This is a genomic window from Pseudomonadaceae bacterium SI-3, from assembly GCA_004010935.1.
GTDB lineage: Bacteria > Pseudomonadota > Gammaproteobacteria > Pseudomonadales > Pseudomonadaceae > Stutzerimonas.
The window spans coordinates 1,505,449-1,524,468 of record CP026511.1; the positions used below are offsets into that span (position 1 = coordinate 1,505,449).

Consider the following 19,020-nt stretch of genomic DNA (forward strand, 5'->3'; position numbering starts at 1 on the left):
GCGTGAAGGTTCTGTTCGTTTGCATGGGTAACATCTGCCGATCGCCCACTGCTGAGGCTGTGCTGCGCAAGTACGTACAGGGTGCTCAGCTGGACAGTCGAATCGCCATAGATTCGGCTGGAACCGGTGACTGGCATGCCGGGAAGGGGCCCGATCAGCGCGCTTGCCAGGCTGCAGCCAAACGAGGCTACGACCTCAGCGCTCTTAAGGCGCGTCAGGTGACCGCCGACGATTTTCAGCGTTTCGATCTCATCCTGGCGATGGATCACGACAACCTAAAGCGGCTGCAGGCCCTGCGTCCAGCAGACTCACACGGTGAGCTCGATCTATTTCTGCGCCGATACAAATTGGGCACGGGCTCTGTACCCGATCCGTATTACGGCGGGGAGGACGGCTTCGAGCAGGTGCTCGACCTGATCGAGCGTGGTGCTGCTGGATTGCTCGATGAGATCAGAGGGCGTCAATGAGCCTTCTCATCGAGCAGGGTTATTCACTCAAGACGCTCAACACCTTTGCGGTCGAAGCCCATGCCGCCTATTTCGCTGAAGCCCGGGACGATCAAGCAGTAACCGAAGCGATCAATGAGGCCTGCCGTCTCGACGTTCCGCTATGGATCCTCGGCGGCGGCAGCAATTTGGTACTGACCGGCGATGTACAAGCACTGGTGCTGCACATGGCTAGCCGGGGCATTCGAGTTCTTGAGGATGACGGCCAGCAAGTAGTGATAGAAGCGGAGGCTGGCGAGCCTTGGCATCCGTTCGTATTGCGGAGCCTAGAGCTTGGTTTGGCTGGGTTGGAAAACCTCAGCCTGATCCCCGGTACGGTCGGTGCGGCACCCATCCAGAATGTCGGGGCGTACGGGGTCGAGATAAAGGATGTCTTCGCTGGGCTGACTGCACTGGACCGCCAAACTGGCAGTTTGGTGGAGTTCGATTTGGCGGCATGTGAATTTGCCTACCGCGACAGCCTGTTCAAACGTCAGGCGGGACGCTATGTGATTCTTCGGGTGCGTTTCATGCTTCACCGGACTGCGGAACTAAGTCTTGAGTATGGCCCGCTCCGTAAGTGGCTGCAGCAGCATGATGTCCAGTCCCCCACACCGATGGATGTGAGTCGTGCGGTCTGTTCGATCCGCAGTGAGAAGCTGCCAGACCCTAGGGTTCTGGGCAATGCAGGCAGTTTTTTTAAGAACCCCTTGGTTCCTCAGTCGAAAGCTGACGCCTTGCTCGAGCAATACCCCGATCTGGTGGCGTTTCCGCAAGGTGGCGGGCAGGTCAAGCTTGCCGCTGGCTGGCTCATTGATCGTGCAGGCTGGAAGGGTTATCGACAGGGGGATGTGGGCGTCCACAGGCTGCAAGCGTTGGTGCTCGTCAACTACGGCCAAGCAACCGGCCAGCAAATCCTGCAACTTTCCGAAAAGATCCAAGCTGACATCCTAGAGCGTTTCGGTGTGAAGTTGGAAATCGAGCCGAACGTCGTCTGACTCTGCACCTTTCGGCTATGCCGTGCCCGTTCTGAGCTTTTTAAGGGTGACGGATCTCCCTGATCTCCGCGGCTACAGCCGGAAACAGTAAGGGTCGAGTAGGCAGGTTTTCTCTGGGTATCTGAGCGCTCCACAAAAGCGCGGCGCCGCGATCATTCAACGACTGTCCGCCAACAAATAAAAAAGGGGATGCCGGAGCATCCCCTTTTACATCGCTGGTCCTGTCAGTCTTGGCGCTTGTCGAGGCCCTGCGGATCGACTTCCTCCTGCACATTCGCGTCAGCTTCAGTGGCGGGCTTGATCGCCTCCACTTCGGGTTGGAGCAGCTCGGTCACGGCCTGTTCGGCTTCAGGTTCGGCAGGTGGCGTTTCCGGCTTCTGGGCGACGCTTGGCTCTGCATTGCCATTCGCCGTGCTGGCTGGCTGCTCAATTGTCGCGTCGGTGTCCGGTTCGCTGACAACGATTTCAGGGCTGGCCAGTTCTGCCGGAGCTTGGGTTTCGGTTGTCGCTTTCTCTTTCGCTTCGGCCTCGGCTGCTTCTTTAGCAAGACGCTCTTGCTCCAAGCGGCGGCGGCGGACCTCACGTGGGTCGTTAGGTGCACGACCGCTAGCCGTCACGACCGGCGCTTCAGTCTCGGTCGCGGTCTGGGCCGGCTCCTCGAAAGCAGGGGTGGCCACAGACTGCGAAGTCTCGGTCTCCGTTGCTGACGCTTCGGGCTCGCTGGCTTTCTGCACCGCCGGAGCTGGCTCCGCTTCTGCGATAACCGGTGTCACGGCTTCGCTATCCTGAGTTACGGGAACATTGGCCGGCTTGTCAGCTTCGGTCGTTTGATTGACGGCCACGGCTGGAGCTGAGGCTTCCGCTTCCTTTGTTTCAATTTGAATCTCAGTGGGCGCGGTGTCGGTGTCTGCGGTGTTCGCCGCGAGAGCGGCGGCAGTTGCGGCAATGGCGACCTGTTCAGATTTCACCGGTGCATTGCTTTCGCTAACCTCGGCGTTGGTGCTTTGGGCTTCGTCGTCGATCTCGTTTCCATTGGCGTCGCGTTGACGATCACGACGGTTGCTGCGGCGACGCTGGCCACGAGAGCGGCGGCGTGGGCGATCGCTACCTTCTGGCGAATCCTGCTCCTCCTGAGCGATCTCCGCGGTTTCGCTCTGCTGTTCCTCTGCGCTCTCGGCTTGTTCTACGCGAGGTTTACGCTCTTCGCGGGGCGGACGCGGCTTGCGCTCAGAGCTTTCTTCGCCATTCGCCGCGACTGGTGCGGTCTGAGCGTTATCATCGAGCGGTGCGCGCAATTCGCGCTTGCGCTCTTCTCGCGGCTGACGATCTTCGCGCGGGGTGCGTTCACGACGTGGTTGCTGTTGCTGTTGCTGTTGCGGCTGTGCAGTATTTTCGCTGGCTTCGACTGGCTCACGAGACTCACGCGGTTCGCGAGCTTCCCGTGGCTTGCGCTCTTCGCGTGGAGGGCGCGGCTGACGCTCTTCGCGAGGCTGGCGGTCTTCACGAGGGGCACGCTCTTCACGAGGCTTGCGCTCTTCGTCGCGGCTGCTGCGCGAATCACGGCGACGGTTCTGCTGGCGACCACTACGGCGTTCATCGTTGCGTTGTGGGCGGCTGCTAGCGGCGGGTTTCTTCTCGACTTCAGCGGCTGGCGTTTCCTGCTTGCCGGCGAAGAGGCCGACCAGGGACTTGACCAACCCCTTGAACAGGCTTGGCTCCTGAGTCGCGGGTGCAGGCAGCTCAGCGGGCGCAGCGATCGGGGCCGGCGCGGGCGCGGTACGCTGTGGTGTGGTTTTGACGGCCGCTTCCTGACGAACCAGTGTGCGCGTCGAGCTGACCGGCTGAACTTCCTCAACCTCAGTTGGGCTCATTTCATAGCTGGCCTGACCGGCGATAATTTCCGGGCTATCGTCGCGCAGACGCTGCACTTCGAAGTGCGGCGTCTCTAGATGGTCGTCCGGCAGGATGAAGATGCGCGCGCGGCTGCGCAGTTCGATCTTGGTGATCGCGTTGCGCTTCTCATTGAGAAGGAAGGCGGCAACTTGGAAGGGAACGCGGGCGCGGACTTCGGCGGTACGATCCTTAAGGGCTTCTTCTTCGATCAGACGCAAGATAGCCAGCGACAATGATTCGACATCGCGAATGATGCCTTGGCCATTACAGCGCGGGCAGACGATACCGCTGGTCTCGCCGAGCGATGGACGAAGGCGTTGGCGGGACATTTCCAGTAGGCCGAAGCGCGAGATGCGGCCGACCTGGATTCGTGCGCGGTCGGCTTCCAGTGCTTCACGAACCTTCTCTTCAACGGCGCGCTGATTCTTGGCCGGCGTCATGTCGATGAAATCGATGACGATCAGGCCGCCAATGTCGCGCAGGCGCAGCTGGCGGGCGATTTCCTCGGCCGCTTCCAGGTTGGTCTGCAGGGCAGTTTCTTCGATGTCGCCGCCCTTGGTGGCGCGCGCCGAGTTGATGTCGATGGACACCAATGCTTCAGTCGGGTCGATAACGATGGAACCGCCGGATGGCAGCTTCACTTCGCGCTGGAAGGCCGTCTCGATCTGGCTTTCGATCTGGAAACGGTTGAACAGTGGTACAGGATCTTCGTACAGCTTGATCTTGCTTGCGTACTGCGGCATGACCTGCTGGATAAAGGAAAGCGCTTCGTCCTGGGCTTCGACGCTGTCGATCAGAACTTCGCCGATGTCCTGGCGCAGGTAGTCGCGAATGGCGCGAATGATGACGTTGGATTCCTGATAGATCAGGAAGGGGGCGGCGCGATCCTGAGAGGCTTCCTTGACTGCGCTCCAGAGCTGCAACAGGTAATCGAGGTCCCATTGCATTTCTTCACTTGAACGGCCGAGACCGGCAGTACGGACGATCAAACCCATATCGGCAGGGACATCAAGACCGTTGAGTGCTTCGCGCAGTTCGTTGCGTTCTTCGCCTTCAATGCGACGAGAAATGCCGCCCGCGCGCGGGTTGTTCGGCATCAATACGAGATAGCGACCGGCGAGGCTGATGAAGGTGGTAAGGGCAGCGCCTTTATTGCCGCGCTCTTCTTTTTCGACCTGAACGATGACTTCCTGGCCTTCGCTCAGGACTTCTTTGATGTTGACGCGGCCTTCCGGCGACTTCTTGAAGTACTCACGGGAAATTTCCTTGAGGGGGAGGAACCCGTGGCGATCGGCACCGAAATCAACGAAGGCGGCTTCAAGGCTGGGCTCGACGCGAGTGATCTTGCCCTTGTAGATGTTGGCTTTCTTCTGTTCACGAGCACCGGATTCGATGTCAAGGTCGAACAGGCGCTGGCCATCGACCAGTGCGACACGCAACTCTTCGGGCTGAGTTGCGTTAATTAGCATTCTTTTCATGTAGTACCGTCGGTTTCCAAGGCAGCGGAAACGGCGTTCGGCACACACGACTCTCGCGGTCGGTGTCAGGTGAGTCAGGAATGGTTGTAAGGCACTCCAGTGTCCAGCGATTTCAGGCCAGTTGGGCCGGCGTCGCGACGACGTCTCCTGCTTACTGTCGGAACAGAAGCAATGGTTCGGGAGGAGGAATCAGCAATCGGTAGCGGACGGAATGAAGCGTCTATGAAAGCCTTTACTACGCAATCCGAGGGCTGTACATCTCCACCCAACACTCATACTTTGAAAATCGGGTGCCGCTCGCAGAATCCGGGAGCGGGTTATCGATTATCGTGATTCCCCTTCGGGAACACGCATCATGTCTTCAAGGCTTGTTTCGGAGCTTCTGCTGCTTGAGAAAAGCTCCGCTGGACGGCCTCACGTCCTGGAACATTGCTGGGTCAGGGATGGCGGTTTCGCTGGCATTCCCTAACCTGTCCGCTTTTGGCGGCGCCTGGACTATAACAGTAATGTTTAAGTGCTTCAAATAAGGGAAAATTGATATCATCCGCGCATGACCAATACCCCCTCTCAGACCTCCGGCGTGCAAATGCTCGAGGTCTCGCCGGAGCTTGCCGGCCAGCGCATTGATAACTTTCTCCGTACCCAGCTCAAAGGTGTGCCCAAGACCTTGATCTATCGCATTTTGCGCAAGGGCGAGGTGCGGGTAAACAAAGGCCGTATTAAACCCGAGTACAAGCTTCAGGCGGGTGATGTCGTGCGGGTGCCACCGCTTCGGTTGCCTGAGCGGGACGAGCCAGTCCCGCTCGCGCAAGGGCTTCTAGAACGGCTTGAGGCGGCAATCGTTTTTGAAGACAAAGCCTTGATCGTGTTGAACAAGCCAGCAGGGATCGCGGTGCATGGAGGCAGCGGGCTCAGCTTCGGGGTTATCGAGGCGCTGCGTCAGTTGCGCCCGGATGCAAAGGAGTTGGAGCTGGTGCATCGCCTGGATCGGGACACCTCCGGGTTGCTGATGATCGCAAAGAAACGCAGCATGCTGCGCCACTTGCACCTGCAATTGCGGGGCGATGGGGTCGACAAACGTTACATGGCGCTCGTGCGGGGGCGCTGGGACACCGGCAAGAAGCAAGTAAATGCGCCGCTGCTGAAAAATACCCTGCGTTCAGGTGAGCGGATGGTGGAGGTCACTGACGAGGGCAAAGACGCACTGACACTTTTCCGCGTGCTGCGCCGTTTTGGCGACTTCGCCACCCTGGTCGAGGCCAAGCCGGTAACCGGGCGTACGCATCAGATTCGTGTGCATGCCCGCCATGCCGGTCACAGCATCGCTGGCGATAATAAATATGGTGATGAAGAGTTTTCCGCGCTCATTCGTGATCTGGGTGGTAAGCGCCTGTTCCTGCATGCTTATGCGCTGAAGATTCCCTTGCCTGACGGTGGCGAACTGAGTTTGGAGGCGCCGGTCGATGATGTCTGGGCCCGGACGCTGGAGAGGCTTGGTGAATAAGTACGAACTGCTGATCTTCGATTGGGATGGGACGTTGGTGGATTCCATTGGGCGTATCGTTGAATCGATTTTGGTTGCTGCGGCCCGGTGTGACCTGCCGCGGCTGGATGAGGACAATATCAAGGGGATTATTGGGCTAGGTCTGCCCGAGGCGATAGCCGCGCTGTATCCAAACGTCACCGACAGAAGGTTGGTTGAGGCGTTCCGTCGTGCGTACGCCGACCATTATTTGTCACTGGAGGCTGAGCCTTCGGCGCTTTATCCAGGTGTGGCGCGCGCGTTACAGCAGTTCCGTGATCAGGGGCATCAGCTTGCTGTGGCGACTGGCAAGGGGCGGCGCGGGTTGGATAGGGTCCTAGCAGGGCAGGGTTGGACTGATTTTTTCGATGTGACCCGGTGTGCTGATGAGACTGCGAGCAAGCCTGACCCGCTCATGATCCACGAAATCCTCGCTCACTGTGGGGTCGCGCCCGAGCGGGCTCTGATGATCGGGGATTCGGTGTTCGATTTGGAGATGGCGAGGCGCGCAGGCGTAGGCAGTGTTGCGGTTTCCTACGGCGCACAACCCGTCGAGGTGTTGTTGTCGTGTTCGCCGTGCATGGCTATCAATCATTTTTCGGAGCTCGGTGACTGGCTGTGCTCTGCTGCTGGTCACGCTGAGGTGGTTGCATATGTCGGATGAATGGGGGAAACCCGTGAATGAGTCTAACGAAGACCGTACCAGTCTAAAGCTGTTGGAGAAAACGCTGCTTGCCGGTGTGCAGGAGCAGCGGCGAGCTCGGCGTTGGGGGATCTTTTTCAAGCTGTTGACGTTCGTCTATCTCTTTGGGGCGCTGCTGATATTTTCGCCGCTGTTGCACATGGGGGAAGGGGAGGCTGTTGGTGATACCCACACTGCGATCATCAATGTCCGCGGAATGATTGCCGATGAAGAGGCGGCGAGTGCAGACAACATTGTCGGTGCGTTGCGTGCGGCCTTTGAGGATTCAAATACCAAGGGTGTGGTGTTGCGGATCAACAGTCCGGGTGGCAGTCCGGTGCAGTCCGGCTATATCTATGATGAGATTCGCCGGTTGCGGGGGGAGTACCCGGCCATCAAAGTTTATGCAGTGATTGCCGATCTAGGGGCGTCTGGCGCTTATTACATCGCAAGCGCTGCGGATGAAATTTATGCCGACAAGTCGAGCCTGGTTGGCTCTATCGGCGTCACCGCTGCGACCTTTGGCTTTGTCGAGACAATGGACAAGCTGGGCGTCGAGCGCCGTGTCTATACCTCAGGGGAGCACAAAGCGTTTCTAGACCCCTTTCAGCCGGAAAAGCCAGAGGAAACCGAGTTCTGGCGCAGCGTGCTTGCCACCACTCACCGGCAGTTCATCGACAGCGTGAAGCAGGGGCGGGGCGATCGATTGCAGGTCGCCGGGCATCCAGAGCTCTTTTCCGGGCTCATCTGGTCTGGTGAGCAGGCGCTTGAGCTCGGGTTGATTGATGGTCTTGGCAATGCCAGCTATGTCGCACGCGAGGTAATTGGGGAAGCTGAGCTGGTGGATTTCACCGTCAAAGACTCGCCTTTGGAGCGGTTTACCAAGCAGCTCGGTGTCAGTATTGGTTCGCAGCTTGCCCTGTGGATGGGTTTCCAGGGGCCTCAGCTGCGTTAGTGCAGTGTCAGGGTACTTCGATCCCGGCATTATTGAGCATGTCCACCAGTCGGATCAGGGGCAACCCAATCAGGCTGGTGACGTCTGCTCCTTCAGTGCTGCGGAACAGGCTGATCCCCAGGCCCTCTGCCTTGAAGCTGCCGGCGCAATCGTAGGGTTGTTCGGCCCGCAGGTAGCGCTCGATCTGCTGATCACCAAGCGTCCGGAAGTGAACGGTAAAAGCGATGCAGTCAATCTGGGTGGCCCCGGTTCGACTGTCCAGCAGTGCCAGGCCGGTTAGAAAGACTACGCTTTTGCCGCTGCAGCTCTGTAATTGACTCTTTGCTCGATCGAATGTGTGAGGTTTGCCAAGGATGGTTTGTCCAAGCGCGGCGACCTGGTCGGAACCAATGATCAGATGATCCTGATGAGAGGGTGCCAAGGCTTGGGCTTTCTCTAGGGCCAAGCGGCGTACGAGATGTTCCGGTAGCTCCATGGTGAGTGGGGTTTCATCTATTTCCGGGGCGCGGTAAGCGAACTCAAGCTGAAGGCGTGAAAGCAGTTCGCGACGATAAGGGGAGCTTGATGCGAGAAGCAGGGGTCGCATTCTTCTTCCTTTATATATAGGTACTGATCGATGGTCGGCCTAGCGCTATTGTGCGGCTGAATTCCTTTGACAGTCGACAGGCGCATCCCTAGAATGCCGCGCTTATGTTGAAAGGACCAATACCTCCGCACGTAGATCCGCGCAAGCTCGCTGACCGAGCGGCTTCCCTGAAGGGTGAGCTGCAATTGTCTGGGCTGAAGCGGCTCGTCGATCCTCTTGAGGATGATCAGGGTGTGGTGCGCGCCAGTTTTGATTTTGGGCGCGACGAGCAGCGTACTGTGGTCATCCACAGTGCGCTGGATGTTGAGGTCACGATGATTTGCCAGCGCTGTCTGGAGCCGGTTGTTCTGCCTATTCACAGCGAATGCGATTATGCCGTGGTGAATGAAGGGTCGAGCAGCCAGCACCTGCCTAAGGGTTATGACGTGCTGGAAGTGGGAGAGGATCCTCTGGATCTGCTGGCGCTGGTTGAAGAGGAGCTTCTGCTCGCTCTTCCGATTGTTCCACTCCATGACCAAGAAGTTTGCCAGTCGCCGGCTGGGCCTGATGAGCCCGAGCCGAATGAGGACGAGGTATCGCGGTCCAACCCGTTCAGCGTACTGGCTCAGTTAAAGCGTGACCCAAACGTTTAGGAGTTGATCCCAATGGCTGTTCAGCAGAACAAAAAATCCCGTTCCGCCCGTGACATGCGTCGTTCGCACGATGCACTCGAGCCGAACGCCCTGTCCGTGGAAAAGAGCACCGGTGAAGTTCACCTGCGTCACCACGTTTCCCCGGAAGGTTTTTACCGTGGTCGTAAAGTGATCGATAAGGGCGCTGACGAGTAAACCTTGTCTGCTCCGATCATAGCGATCGATGCAATGGGTGGGGACTTCGGTCCCCACTGCATTGTCCCGGCCAGTGTCCAATGTCTGGCTGAAAACCCCTCGCTTCATCTGGCCTTGGTTGGCCAATCCTCCCTGTTAGAAGAAATTATCGCTCGGCATCCAGCTGTGGATCACGCTCGTCTGTCGATTGTCAATGCCGATGAAGTGATCGGTATGGATGACCGTCCAGCGCAGGCGTTGCGCGCCAAGCCGCGCTCGTCCATGCGCATCGCTCTGGAGATGGTGCGTGATGGGCAGGCTCAGGCTTGCGTCAGTGGCGGGAATACTGGTGCGCTGATGGCACTTGCTCGGCAGGTATTGAAAACCCTGCCTGGGGTGGATCGCCCGGCGATGGTGACTGCGATTCCTACGCTTGAGGGGTCGTGCCTGTTGCTTGACCTCGGCGCGAATGTGGACTGCACGGCCGAGCAGCTCTATCAATTCGCTGTCATGGGGTCGGTTGCGGCGCAAAGTCTTGGTATCGAGCAGCCGCGCGTCTCGTTGCTGAATATTGGTACCGAAGCAATCAAGGGTAATCAACAGGTCAAAGCGGCCGCCGGGCTGTTGCAGCAGGCTAGCTGTATCAACTATCAAGGCTTCATCGAGGGTGACGGGCTGTTTCGCGGCGAAACAGATGTCGCGGTATGCGATGGCTTTGTTGGCAACATTTTGCTCAAGTCCAGCGAAGGTTTGGCACATATGGTAGCCCAGCGTGTCGAGCTGCTTTTCCGTCGCTCATTGATTGCACGCCTAGTCGGTGCGCTGGCTCTGCCCTTGCTGCGTCAGTTGCGGGCGGACCTGCGGCCAGCTCAGTACAACGGTGCCAGCTTCCTTGGGCTCCAGGGTATTGTCGTGAAGAGCCATGGTAGCGCAGGGGGCGAGGGGTTTCGGTCGGCTATACGCCGTGCCTCACAGGATGTGGAACGAAATCTTCCGGCGCAATTGCGCAGCCGTCTCGAGCACTTGCTTGTGACTGATCGGTCCACAAGCGACCCGGGTGATGTGACTGCACCCGGTGGATCGGCATCCAACTGAACAATTCGTTGCGCCCGAGTGCGTATTCTTTCTGACGAACAACCACAAGAGAGCCGTTTCATGTCCGCATCACTTGCATTCGTCTTTCCAGGCCAGGGCTCCCAGGCCCTAGGCATGCTCGCTGAGCATGGCGCCCAGCGATCGCTGATCATCGATACCTTTGCCGAAGCCTCGTCTGTGTTGGGTTACGATCTGTGGGCACTTTGTCAGCAAGGTCCAGAGGATCAACTGAATCAGACCGACAAGACTCAGCCGGCCATTCTGACCGCTTCGATTGCATTGTGGCGTTTGTGGCTGGCTGAGGGCGGTGCGAAGCCGGCCTTCGTCGCGGGCCACAGCCTGGGCGAGTACTCGGCGCTGGTTGCTGCGGGTAGCCTTCCGTTTGCCGATGCGGTGAAACTGGTCGAGCTGCGGGGTCAGCTGATGCAGCAGGCTGTTCCGGCCGGCACCGGTGGCATGGCCGCGATTTTGGGTCTAGAGGATGCCGATGTTTTGGCAGCGTGTGGCGAGGCGGCTCAAGGTGAGGTCGTAAGTGCGGTCAACTTCAACGCGCCAGGCCAGGTGGTGATTGCCGGCAACGCTGCGGCGGTCGAGCGAGCCATCGATGTCTGCAAATCCAGAGGTGCCAAGCGCGCCATGCCGCTGCCGGTCAGCGTGCCTTCTCATTGCGACCTGATGCGCCCTGCAGCCGAGCGATTTGCCGCTGCCGTGACCGGCGCCGGCTGGCAGGCCCCCGAGATCCCGTTGGTGCAAAATGTCAGTGCAGCAATCGTTTCGGATCTCGACTCGCTTAGACGCAATCTGCTGGCTCAGCTCTATAGTCCGGTTCGCTGGGTCGAGACTGTTGTTGTATTAAGCGAGCACGGTGTGACCGGTCTGGTCGAGTGCGGCCCAGGCAAGGTGCTTTCCGGTCTCAATAAGCGCTGCGTCAAAGGCGTCAGCACCTACAATCTGGACACCCCCGAAGGTTTTGCGGCCACCCGTGGCGCAGTGCTCTGAATAAGGAGATATGTATGAATCTGCAAGGCAAGGTCGCGCTGGTAACAGGCGCCAGTCGTGGTATTGGTCAGGCCATTGCGCTTGAACTTGGCCGTCAAGGCGCCATCGTGATCGGCACGGCGACCTCATCGTCAGGGGCTGAGCGCATTGCCGAGACGCTCAAAGAGAACGGCATCGAAGGTGCTGGGCTGGTGTTGGACGTCACCAGTGATGAATCAGTTGCCACCACCCTGGAGCATATTCAGCAGCACCTCGGTCAGCCGGCTATTCTGGTCAACAACGCCGGCATCACGCGGGACAACCTAATGTTGCGGATGAAAGACGACGAATGGCACGAGGTGATCAATACCAATCTAAGTAGCCTTTATCGTTTGACCAAAGGTGTTCTGCGGGGCATGACTAAAGCCCGTTGGGGGAGAATTATCAGTATCGGTTCCGTGGTGGGTGCCATGGGTAACGCCGGACAGGTAAACTACGCCGCGGCCAAAGCCGGGCTCGAAGGTTTCAGTCGCGCGTTGGCACGTGAAGTCGGTTCGCGCGGTATCACGGTCAATGCCGTGGCTCCGGGCTTCATCGACACAGATATGACGCGCGAGCTGCCGGAAGCTCAGCGTGACGCATTACTGGGGCAGATCCCGCTGGGTCGCCTCGGTCAGGCGGAAGAGATTGCCAAGGTCGTCGCCTTCCTAGCTTCTGACGGCGCCGCTTATGTCACGGGGGCCACTGTCCCGGTGAATGGCGGTATGTACATGAGCTAATGTGACGCCCAACGCACGTAAGCAGTCATAACGGCTGATTAGTTTCGTTATAAAACTGTGGTTTGTTTATAGACAGATGGTTGAAAGCAGGTTCATGCTTGCCCGCTTTCAGCTTGAAATGCGGAAAACGCTTTCTATACACTACCGCGCAGACCAGCTGCCTGATTTTTCCATAGGAGTGAAAACAAGGTATGAGCACCATCGAAGAACGCGTCAAGAAAATCGTTGCCGAGCAACTTGGCGTCAAAGAAGAGGAAGTTACCAACAGCGCTTCCTTCGTCGAAGACTTGGGTGCCGACTCCCTTGACACCGTTGAGCTGGTGATGGCTCTGGAAGAGGAATTCGAGACCGAAATCCCTGACGAGCAAGCCGAGAAGATCACCACTGTTCAAGAAGCTATCGATTACATCAACGCGCACGCGCAGTAAGTCGTAGTCCTGCTTCGAACCAGTAAGCCGCACTGCCTCGAAAGGGCAGTGCGGCTTTTGTTTGAGTTAGTTGAATGCAGCTGGTCGTGCCCGTGGCCGACATCTGTGAAGGCGGCTCTCTTTCCGTTACAGATGCGAGCGGAACAGGGCGAGTCGAATGAATGCAAGGAGAATTGCTGTGTCGCGTAGACGCGTCGTAATTACCGGTATGGGCATGCTCTCACCGCTGGGTAACGATGTGCCAAGCAGCTGGCAGGGGATTCTCGCCGGCCGCAGTGGTATCGGCCTTATAGAGCATATGGACCTTTCCGCCTATTCCACTCGCTTTGGCGGATCAGTCAAGAATTTCGATGTCGAGCAATACCTGCCCGCTAAAGAGGCTCGCAAACTCGACCTTTTCATCCAGTACGGACTGGCCGCCAGTTTCCAGGCAGTACGTGATTCCGGGCTGGAAATCACCGATGCCAATCGCGAGCGTGTCGGCGTCGCCATGGGCTCGGGCATTGGTGGCCTGACCAATATCGAAAACAGCTGCAAGGCATTGATCGAGCAGGGGCCGCGCCGTATATCGCCGTTTTTCGTGCCGGGCTCGATCATCAACATGGTTTCGGGTTTTCTATCGATCCATCTAGGTCTGCAAGGCCCCAATTACGCCATTGCTACGGCCTGCACGACAGGTACGCATTGCATCGGCATGGCTGCGCGCAACATCGCCTATGGCGAGGCTGATGTGATGGTCGCTGGCGGGTCGGAAATGGCGGCCAGCGGGCTTGGAATAGGTGGGTTCGCCGCCGCTCGTGCGTTATCCACCCGCAATGATGATCCCGCTTCAGCCAGCCGCCCGTGGGACAAGGACCGGGATGGCTTTGTGTTGTCCGACGGCGCGGGCGCGTTGGTGCTAGAGGAGCTCGAGCATGCCAAGGCTCGCGGGGCGAAGATCTATGCCGAGCTGATTGGTTTCGGCATGAGCGCAGATGCGTTCCACATGACCTCACCGCCCGATGATGGCGCGGGTGCTGCTCGCTGCATCCGTAACGCGATCCTGGACGCGCGGATCGATGCCAAACAAGTCGACTACATCAACGCCCATGGCACCTCGACGCCGGCCGGGGACAAGGCGGAAGCTGCTGCGATCAGAACGGTATTCGGTGATCACGCTTACGAGCTGTCGGTCAGTTCGACGAAATCGATGGTCGGCCATCTGCTTGGTGCGGCAGGCGCTGTCGAGGCAATCTTCAGCGTGCTTGCCATACGCGACCAAGTGGCGCCGCCGACGATCAACCTTGATGAGCCCGGCGAAGGATGCGACCTCGATTTCGTCCCGCATGAGGCCAAGCCGCGGACAATCAATGTTGCGGTCTCCAACTCCTTTGGTTTTGGTGGTACCAACGGGTCGCTGGTGTTCCGCCGGTTCGCCGAGTGACGTTGAGCTGGGTGGATGGGCAGCCAGCTGAAGGGCTGCCCATTCATGATCGAGCACTTGCTTACGGCGACGGCCTGTTTGAAACAATCAAGGTGTTGGCCGGCCGCCCCGAACTGCTCGATCGGCATTTGCAGCGGCTGGAACATGGCTGCCGGCGTCTGGCGATCCCCTGCGACATCAATGGTGTAGGTAGCCAACTCATCGCTTTCAGTGCCGAGCTTGGAGAGGGTGTCGCTAAGCTCATTGTCAGTCGAGGGGAGGGCAAGAGAGGCTATGCTCCGCCCGTCCCCTGTATGCCTCGAACCGTCCTTACCGGATCCTCCCTTCCGAACTACCCGAAAGCACATGCCGAACAGGGCGTTCGCCTGTACCCCTGTACGACCCGTCTTGCCGAGCAGCCAATTCTGGCCGGTCTGAAGCACCTCAATCGTCTGGAGCAAGTGCTGGCCCGAGCCGAGTGGCAGGATCCGGTCTACGCCGAAGGCTTGATGCGCGACACCTCCGGGCGGGTCATCGAAGGCGTTTTCAGCAATCTGTTCATCGTCGAATCGGACAGGTTGATGACACCGTCCCTTGAGCGCTGCGGGGTCGCAGGGGTCATGCGCGAAGAGGTGCTGGAGCGTGCGCGGACTGCCGGCGTGCTGATCCAGGTCGGCGATCTTTCGCTAGGGCAGCTATATCGCGCTGACGAGGTCTTCGTTTGTAACAGCCTGTATGGCATTTGGCCTGTTCGTCAATTGGATGCCAGTGTATGGCCGGTGGGGCCTGTCACACGTAAACTTCAAAGCCTGGTGGCTGATCTGTCGAGCAATACGTGATTCGAAAACTGTCTTTTGTGCTCCTCGGCGCCTTGCTGATCGCTGCGCTGGCGCTCGGCCTGGTCTATTGGAAGCTTCACTCCGCCTTGGGGCAGCCGCTGCAGCTTGGCGCAGCGCAAACGCTTGAGGTTCAGTCTGGGGATACGCCCAGTGGCTTGTTGCAACGGCTGGAGCGAGACGGCGTGTTGAGCGACTCGTTCTGGTTGCGGCTGCACTGGCGGCTGAAGCTCTCAGGACACACCTTGCACAGCGGCGAATATCAACTGCGGCCAGAGATGACTGCCCGCGACATGATCGGGCTTTGGCAGCGTGGCGAGGTTGTGCAACATACTCTGACCATCGTCGAAGGGTGGAATTTTCGCCAGGTGCGCGCCGCGCTTGAGGCGCTGCCTACGGTGAAGCAGACGATTGTTGGTCAGTCAGATGATGAAGTCATGACGCGACTCGGCCAAGCCGGCTCGCATCCCGAGGGCCGCTTTTTCCCTGACACCTACAGCTTCACCCGCGGAGTCACCGATCTCGAACTGCTCCAGCGCGCTTATTCACGGCTGGAAACGGTGCTGGCCGAGGAATGGCAACAGCGTAGCGAAGGCTTGCCCTATCAGGACGCGTATGAGGCGCTGATCATGGCTTCAATCATCGAAAAGGAAACAGGGGTTCCGTCAGAGCGCGGCGAAATCGCTGGCGTTTTCGTTCGCCGGCTGGAGCAAGGCATGTTGCTACAGACAGACCCGACGGTGATCTATGGTATGGGCGAACAATATAGGGGGCGGATCACCCGCAGCGATCTGCGCAGGCCGACCCCCTACAACACCTATACCAACAGCGGGTTGCCACCGACGCCGATCGCGATGGTTGGCCGGGAAGCGATTCACGCTGCGCTGCACCCGATTGAAGGAAAAAGCCTCTACTTCGTCGCGCGGGGGGATGGCAGCCACGTGTTCAGTGATTCGTTGAGCGAGCACAATCGCGCGGTGCGTGAATATCAACTCAAGCGTCGAGCAGACTATCGTTCCAGCCCACCGCCCCGGCAAACCCCGGCGCCGATTGAGAATGCCCAGTGACAGGACTCTTTATTACATTGGAAGGGCCCGAAGGCGCGGGCAAGAGCACCAACCGTGAGTACCTCGCGCAGCGCTTGCGTGAACACAGCCTAGACGTCGTCCTGACGCGTGAACCCGGGGGCACGCCTTTGGCTGAGCGCATTCGTGAACTGCTGTTGGCACCTGCAGACGAGCCCATGAACAGCGATACGGAGCTGTTATTGGTGTTCGCAGCACGCGCACAGCATCTTGCTCAGGTCATTCGGCCCGCACTCGCGCGAGGCGCTGTGGTGCTGTGCGACCGGTTTACCGATGCTACCTACGCGTATCAGGGCGGTGGCCGCGGTCTCCCCACCCCGCGTATCGAGCAGCTTGAATGCTTTGTTCAGGGTGAGATGCGTCCGGACCTGACGCTGATCTTCGATTTGCCAGTGGAAATCGGTCTGAGCCGCGCCGCTGCACGGGGACGTCTTGATCGCTTCGAGCAGGAGGGGCTCGAATTCTTCGAGGCCGTGCGCAGTGCCTATCTCAATCGGGCGCAGCAGGACCGCCAGCGCTATCGTGTGGTCGATGCAGGCCAGTCTCTAGCCGCAGTGCAACAGAGTCTGGACAGGCTTCTGCCTGAGATGTTGGAGCGTGCGCTTGGCTGACGGCATTCTTCCATGGCAGGTTGATCTTTGGCAGTTGCTGGCCGGTCGTCAACAGCATGCTCATGCGTATTTGCTGCACGGTCCGGCGGGCATCGGCAAGCGCGCATTAGCCGAACAGTTGATGGCGCTGTTGCTCTGTCAGCGACCGGCGGCGCACCGCGCTTGCGGCAGCTGCAAAGGCTGTCTGTTACTCGCCGCTCATACTCATCCAGACCATTACATTCTGGAACCCGAGGAGGTCGACAAGGCCATCCGGGTCGACCAGGTTCGGCAGCTCGTCGGGTTCGTCACTCAGACCGCACAATTGGGTGGGCGCAAAGTCGTGCTGCTCGAGCCGGCTGAGGCGATGAATCTGAACGCTGCCAACGCGTTGCTCAAGAGTCTCGAGGAGCCTGCAGGCGATACCGTTCTGTTGCTTATCAGTCATCAGCCCAGCCGGCTGCTACCGACGATCAAGAGTCGCTGCGTGCAACAAAGCTGTCCCTTGCCTGGGCGCCAGCAGAGCCTTGATTGGCTGGCGGTCCAACTTCCCGATGTGGCGCCCGCGCAGCGTGAGGAGCTGCTTGCATTGTCTGCCAATTCGCCATTGGCCGCGCTCAAGCTGCAGGGTGCGGGCGTACTCGACATGCGGGTGCAGATAGTCGACGGGGTAAAGAAACTGCTCAAACGGCAGCAATCTCCCAGTCAGCTGGCTGAGGCCTGGAATTCACATTCGCTGATCCTGTTGTTTGATTGGTTTTGCGAATGGGCGCATCTGATATTGCGCTTTCAAATGACTGGCGATGAAGAAGGGCTTGGCGCAGCCGATATGCATAAGGTGATTCAATACCTGGCTGAGAAGTCGTCACCCGACCGGCTGCTGGTGCTGCAGGATTGGTTGCTTGCCCATCGACAGAAGGTCCTGGGCAAAGCCAATCTTAATCGTGTGTTGCTTCTCGAAGCGCTTCTGGTGCAGTGGGCAAGCTTGCCCGGGCCAAGCTAGAATCCATCGAACTGTTGTTAGGAATGAATACCGCATGAGCCTGCCTGCAAACCTTGGTCCGCGTAACGGCATTCTGTCTCTGACCATCAAGGACAAGTCAGTGCTCTATGCGGCGTACATGCCGTTCATCAAGCATGGCGGATTGTTCATCCCAACTAACAAGAGTTACAAGCTTGGCGACGAGGTGTTCATGCTGCTGAGCCTGATGGACGAGCCGGAAAAGATCCCTGTCGCGGGTAAGGTCGTGTGGATCACGCCCAAGGGCGCCCAAGGCAACCGGGCCGCAGGCGTTGGCGTGCAGTTCAATGAGGGTGACTCGACTGCTCGCAACAAGATTGAAACCTACCTCGCCGGCGCGATGAAATCAGACCGCCCAACGCACACCATGTAGCGTCATCGCAAGCGATCCGTTCGCTCAACTTCTTTTTGCCGTCGCTTTTTCCGCCGCGCTGATCTGACCTGACTGCAACCGATGGGCTGCTTTGCTCTACAATTGCGCGTTTTCGGTTCGGGTACTTTTCCATGCTGATCGACTCGCATTGCCACCTCGATCGTCTCGACCTTACCTTGCACGACAACTCCCTCGATGCAGCTCTGCATGCTGCGCGTCAGCGTGGTGTTGGGCATTTCCTTTGTATCGGCGTCAGCGCCGAAAATACTGCTGCGGTCAAAGCGCTTGCGCAGCGCTATGACGACGTCGATTGTTCGGTGGGGGTGCACCCGCTGGACCTCGAGCCCGGTGCCGAGCCTGCCATGGACTGGTTGCTGCAGGAACTGGACGCGCCCGGTGTCGTGGCGATCGGCGAAACAGGGCTTGACTACCACTACGAGCCTGAAGCCGCCGAGTTGCAGCAGCAATCCTTCCGTCTGCATCTCGATGCCGCACGGATCAGCGGTAAACCAGTCATCGTCCACACTCGTGCGGCTCGTGCCGACACGCTGGCGCTGCTCCGCGAAGCTTCGTTGCCGCAGGCCGGCGTACTGCATTGCTTCACCGAAGACTGGGACATGGCCAAGTCTGCCTTGGATCTCGGGTTCTATATTTCGCTATCCGGCATCGTGACATTTCGCAACGCCGATGCCTTGCGAGATGTCGCTCGCCGTGTTCCTGCGGATCGCCTGCTAGTGGAGACGGATTCGCCTTACCTGGCCCCGATCCCCTACCGCGGCAAACCGAACCTGCCGCAGTATGTGCGCGAGGTCGCCGAGTATCTCGCTGATCTGCGCGGGGTCGGTTTCGAGATGCTGGCGTCGCAGACTACGGACAACTTCAAGCGGCTGTTTCCCTTGGCGCGCGTCAAGAACTGAAGAACGCGAGCGCGTGCAAGGCGGTGTGCTTGGCGGGCCTTCTCTGCACATGCCGTGTACAATCCGCGCCGCTTAATGCACATGCCGGTTGCCGGCATGCGGATACGAGGG

General features: G+C 58.7%; 21 protein-coding genes. 18 read left to right on the top strand and 3 right to left on the bottom strand.

The genetic code is table 11. From position 1 onward, the window contains the following. Positions 1 to 2: 2 nt before the first annotated feature. Together C1896_07240 and C1896_07245 are read left to right on the top strand one after the other, a co-directional pair. Positions 3 to 467, top strand: a complete 465-nt coding sequence (locus C1896_07240) for a protein-tyrosine-phosphatase (protein ID AZZ44723.1) — start codon at positions 3 to 5, stop codon at positions 465 to 467. Next, positions 464 to 1,483: a UDP-N-acetylenolpyruvoylglucosamine reductase gene (locus tag C1896_07245; protein ID AZZ44724.1), complete on the top strand. Its 1,020-nt coding sequence runs from the start codon at positions 464 to 466 to the stop codon at positions 1,481 to 1,483. The genes C1896_07240 and C1896_07245 overlap by 4 nt, the downstream gene beginning before the upstream one ends. Before the next feature lie 224 nt (positions 1,484 to 1,707). Here the strand turns inward: C1896_07245 and C1896_07250 are convergent, their stop codons facing one another. After that, positions 1,708 to 4,845 (bottom strand): ribonuclease E, encoded by a 3,138-nt coding sequence (locus C1896_07250; protein AZZ44725.1) that lies wholly within the window; start codon positions 4,843 to 4,845, stop codon positions 1,708 to 1,710. Between the two features lie 370 nt (positions 4,846 to 5,215). Then, the gene (locus C1896_07255) at positions 5,216 to 5,398 is read right to left on the bottom strand and encodes a hypothetical protein (GenBank protein ID AZZ44726.1); all 183 of its coding nucleotides are present in this window, start codon (positions 5,396 to 5,398) and stop codon (positions 5,216 to 5,218) included. 6 nt (positions 5,399 to 5,404) lie between these two features. On the opposite strand from C1896_07255, the gene C1896_07260 reads away from it, so the two are divergent. The 3 genes from C1896_07260 to sppA are packed head-to-tail and all read left to right on the top strand — an operon-like array spanning position 5,405 to position 8,013. Then, the gene (locus C1896_07260) at positions 5,405 to 6,358 is read left to right on the top strand and encodes a 23S rRNA pseudouridine(955/2504/2580) synthase RluC (GenBank protein ID AZZ44727.1); all 954 of its coding nucleotides are present in this window, start codon (positions 5,405 to 5,407) and stop codon (positions 6,356 to 6,358) included. Then, a complete protein-coding gene (locus C1896_07265) occupies positions 6,351 to 7,040 on the top strand; it encodes an HAD family hydrolase (GenBank protein AZZ44728.1) in 690 nt (229 codons plus the stop codon). Before C1896_07260 ends, C1896_07265 begins: the two co-directional genes overlap by 8 nt. Next, positions 7,030 to 8,013, top strand: a complete 984-nt coding sequence (gene sppA / locus C1896_07270) for a signal peptide peptidase SppA (protein AZZ44729.1) — start codon at positions 7,030 to 7,032, stop codon at positions 8,011 to 8,013. The genes C1896_07265 and sppA overlap by 11 nt, the downstream gene beginning before the upstream one ends. Before the next feature lie 7 nt (positions 8,014 to 8,020). On the opposite strand, the gene C1896_07275 is transcribed toward sppA, so the two are convergent. Beyond that, the gene (locus C1896_07275; GenBank protein ID AZZ44730.1) at positions 8,021 to 8,599 is read right to left on the bottom strand and encodes a septum formation inhibitor Maf; all 579 of its coding nucleotides are present in this window, start codon (positions 8,597 to 8,599) and stop codon (positions 8,021 to 8,023) included. A 104-nt stretch (positions 8,600 to 8,703) separates the two neighbouring features. On the opposite strand from C1896_07275, the gene C1896_07280 reads away from it, so the two are divergent. From C1896_07280 to C1896_07340, 13 genes are all read left to right on the top strand, one after another. Continuing rightward, positions 8,704 to 9,231 carry a metal-binding protein gene (locus tag C1896_07280; GenBank protein AZZ44731.1) on the top strand — a complete coding sequence of 176 codons (528 nt, stop codon included), beginning with the start codon at positions 8,704 to 8,706 and terminating at the stop codon, positions 9,229 to 9,231. 12 nt (positions 9,232 to 9,243) lie between these two features. Further along, positions 9,244 to 9,426: a 50S ribosomal protein L32 gene (locus C1896_07285; GenBank protein ID AZZ44732.1), complete on the top strand. Its 183-nt coding sequence runs from the start codon at positions 9,244 to 9,246 to the stop codon at positions 9,424 to 9,426. A gap of 3 nt (positions 9,427 to 9,429) precedes the next feature. Beyond that, on the top strand, positions 9,430 to 10,500 hold the full coding sequence (locus tag C1896_07290; protein AZZ44733.1) for a phosphate acyltransferase PlsX: 1,071 nt from the start codon (positions 9,430 to 9,432) through the stop codon (positions 10,498 to 10,500). 60 nt (positions 10,501 to 10,560) lie between these two features. Continuing rightward, a complete protein-coding gene (gene fabD / locus C1896_07295) occupies positions 10,561 to 11,499 on the top strand; it encodes a [acyl-carrier-protein] S-malonyltransferase (GenBank protein ID AZZ44734.1) in 939 nt (312 codons plus the stop codon). A gap of 14 nt (positions 11,500 to 11,513) precedes the next feature. Continuing rightward, positions 11,514 to 12,257, top strand: coding sequence for a 3-oxoacyl-ACP reductase FabG (gene fabG, locus C1896_07300; protein ID AZZ44735.1), 744 nt, complete (start codon positions 11,514 to 11,516; stop codon positions 12,255 to 12,257). Between the two features lie 191 nt (positions 12,258 to 12,448). Then, a complete protein-coding gene (locus tag C1896_07305) occupies positions 12,449 to 12,685 on the top strand; it encodes an acyl carrier protein (GenBank protein AZZ44736.1) in 237 nt (78 codons plus the stop codon). Positions 12,686 to 12,863: 178 nt separating this feature from the next. Next, the gene (gene fabF / locus C1896_07310) at positions 12,864 to 14,108 is read left to right on the top strand and encodes a beta-ketoacyl-[acyl-carrier-protein] synthase II (protein AZZ44737.1); all 1,245 of its coding nucleotides are present in this window, start codon (positions 12,864 to 12,866) and stop codon (positions 14,106 to 14,108) included. Between the two features lie 2 nt (positions 14,109 to 14,110). Further along, a complete protein-coding gene (locus tag C1896_07315; protein AZZ44738.1) occupies positions 14,111 to 14,926 on the top strand; it encodes an aminodeoxychorismate lyase in 816 nt (271 codons plus the stop codon). Continuing rightward, complete coding sequence (locus C1896_07320; GenBank protein ID AZZ44739.1) at positions 14,923 to 15,990, top strand: endolytic transglycosylase MltG; 1,068 nt, start codon at positions 14,923 to 14,925, stop codon at positions 15,988 to 15,990. The genes C1896_07315 and C1896_07320 overlap by 4 nt, the downstream gene beginning before the upstream one ends. Then, positions 15,987 to 16,619 carry a dTMP kinase gene (locus C1896_07325; GenBank protein AZZ44740.1) on the top strand — a complete coding sequence of 211 codons (633 nt, stop codon included), beginning with the start codon at positions 15,987 to 15,989 and terminating at the stop codon, positions 16,617 to 16,619. The genes C1896_07320 and C1896_07325 overlap by 4 nt, the downstream gene beginning before the upstream one ends. After that, the gene (gene holB, locus C1896_07330; GenBank protein ID AZZ44741.1) at positions 16,612 to 17,601 is read left to right on the top strand and encodes a DNA polymerase III subunit delta'; all 990 of its coding nucleotides are present in this window, start codon (positions 16,612 to 16,614) and stop codon (positions 17,599 to 17,601) included. The genes C1896_07325 and holB overlap by 8 nt, the downstream gene beginning before the upstream one ends. 34 nt (positions 17,602 to 17,635) lie before the next feature. After that, the gene (locus C1896_07335; GenBank protein ID AZZ44742.1) at positions 17,636 to 17,992 is read left to right on the top strand and encodes a pilus assembly protein PilZ; all 357 of its coding nucleotides are present in this window, start codon (positions 17,636 to 17,638) and stop codon (positions 17,990 to 17,992) included. Positions 17,993 to 18,123: 131 nt separating this feature from the next. Next, positions 18,124 to 18,909 carry a hydrolase TatD gene (locus C1896_07340; protein AZZ44743.1) on the top strand — a complete coding sequence of 262 codons (786 nt, stop codon included), beginning with the start codon at positions 18,124 to 18,126 and terminating at the stop codon, positions 18,907 to 18,909. The last annotated feature ends 111 nt before the right edge of the window (positions 18,910 to 19,020 follow it).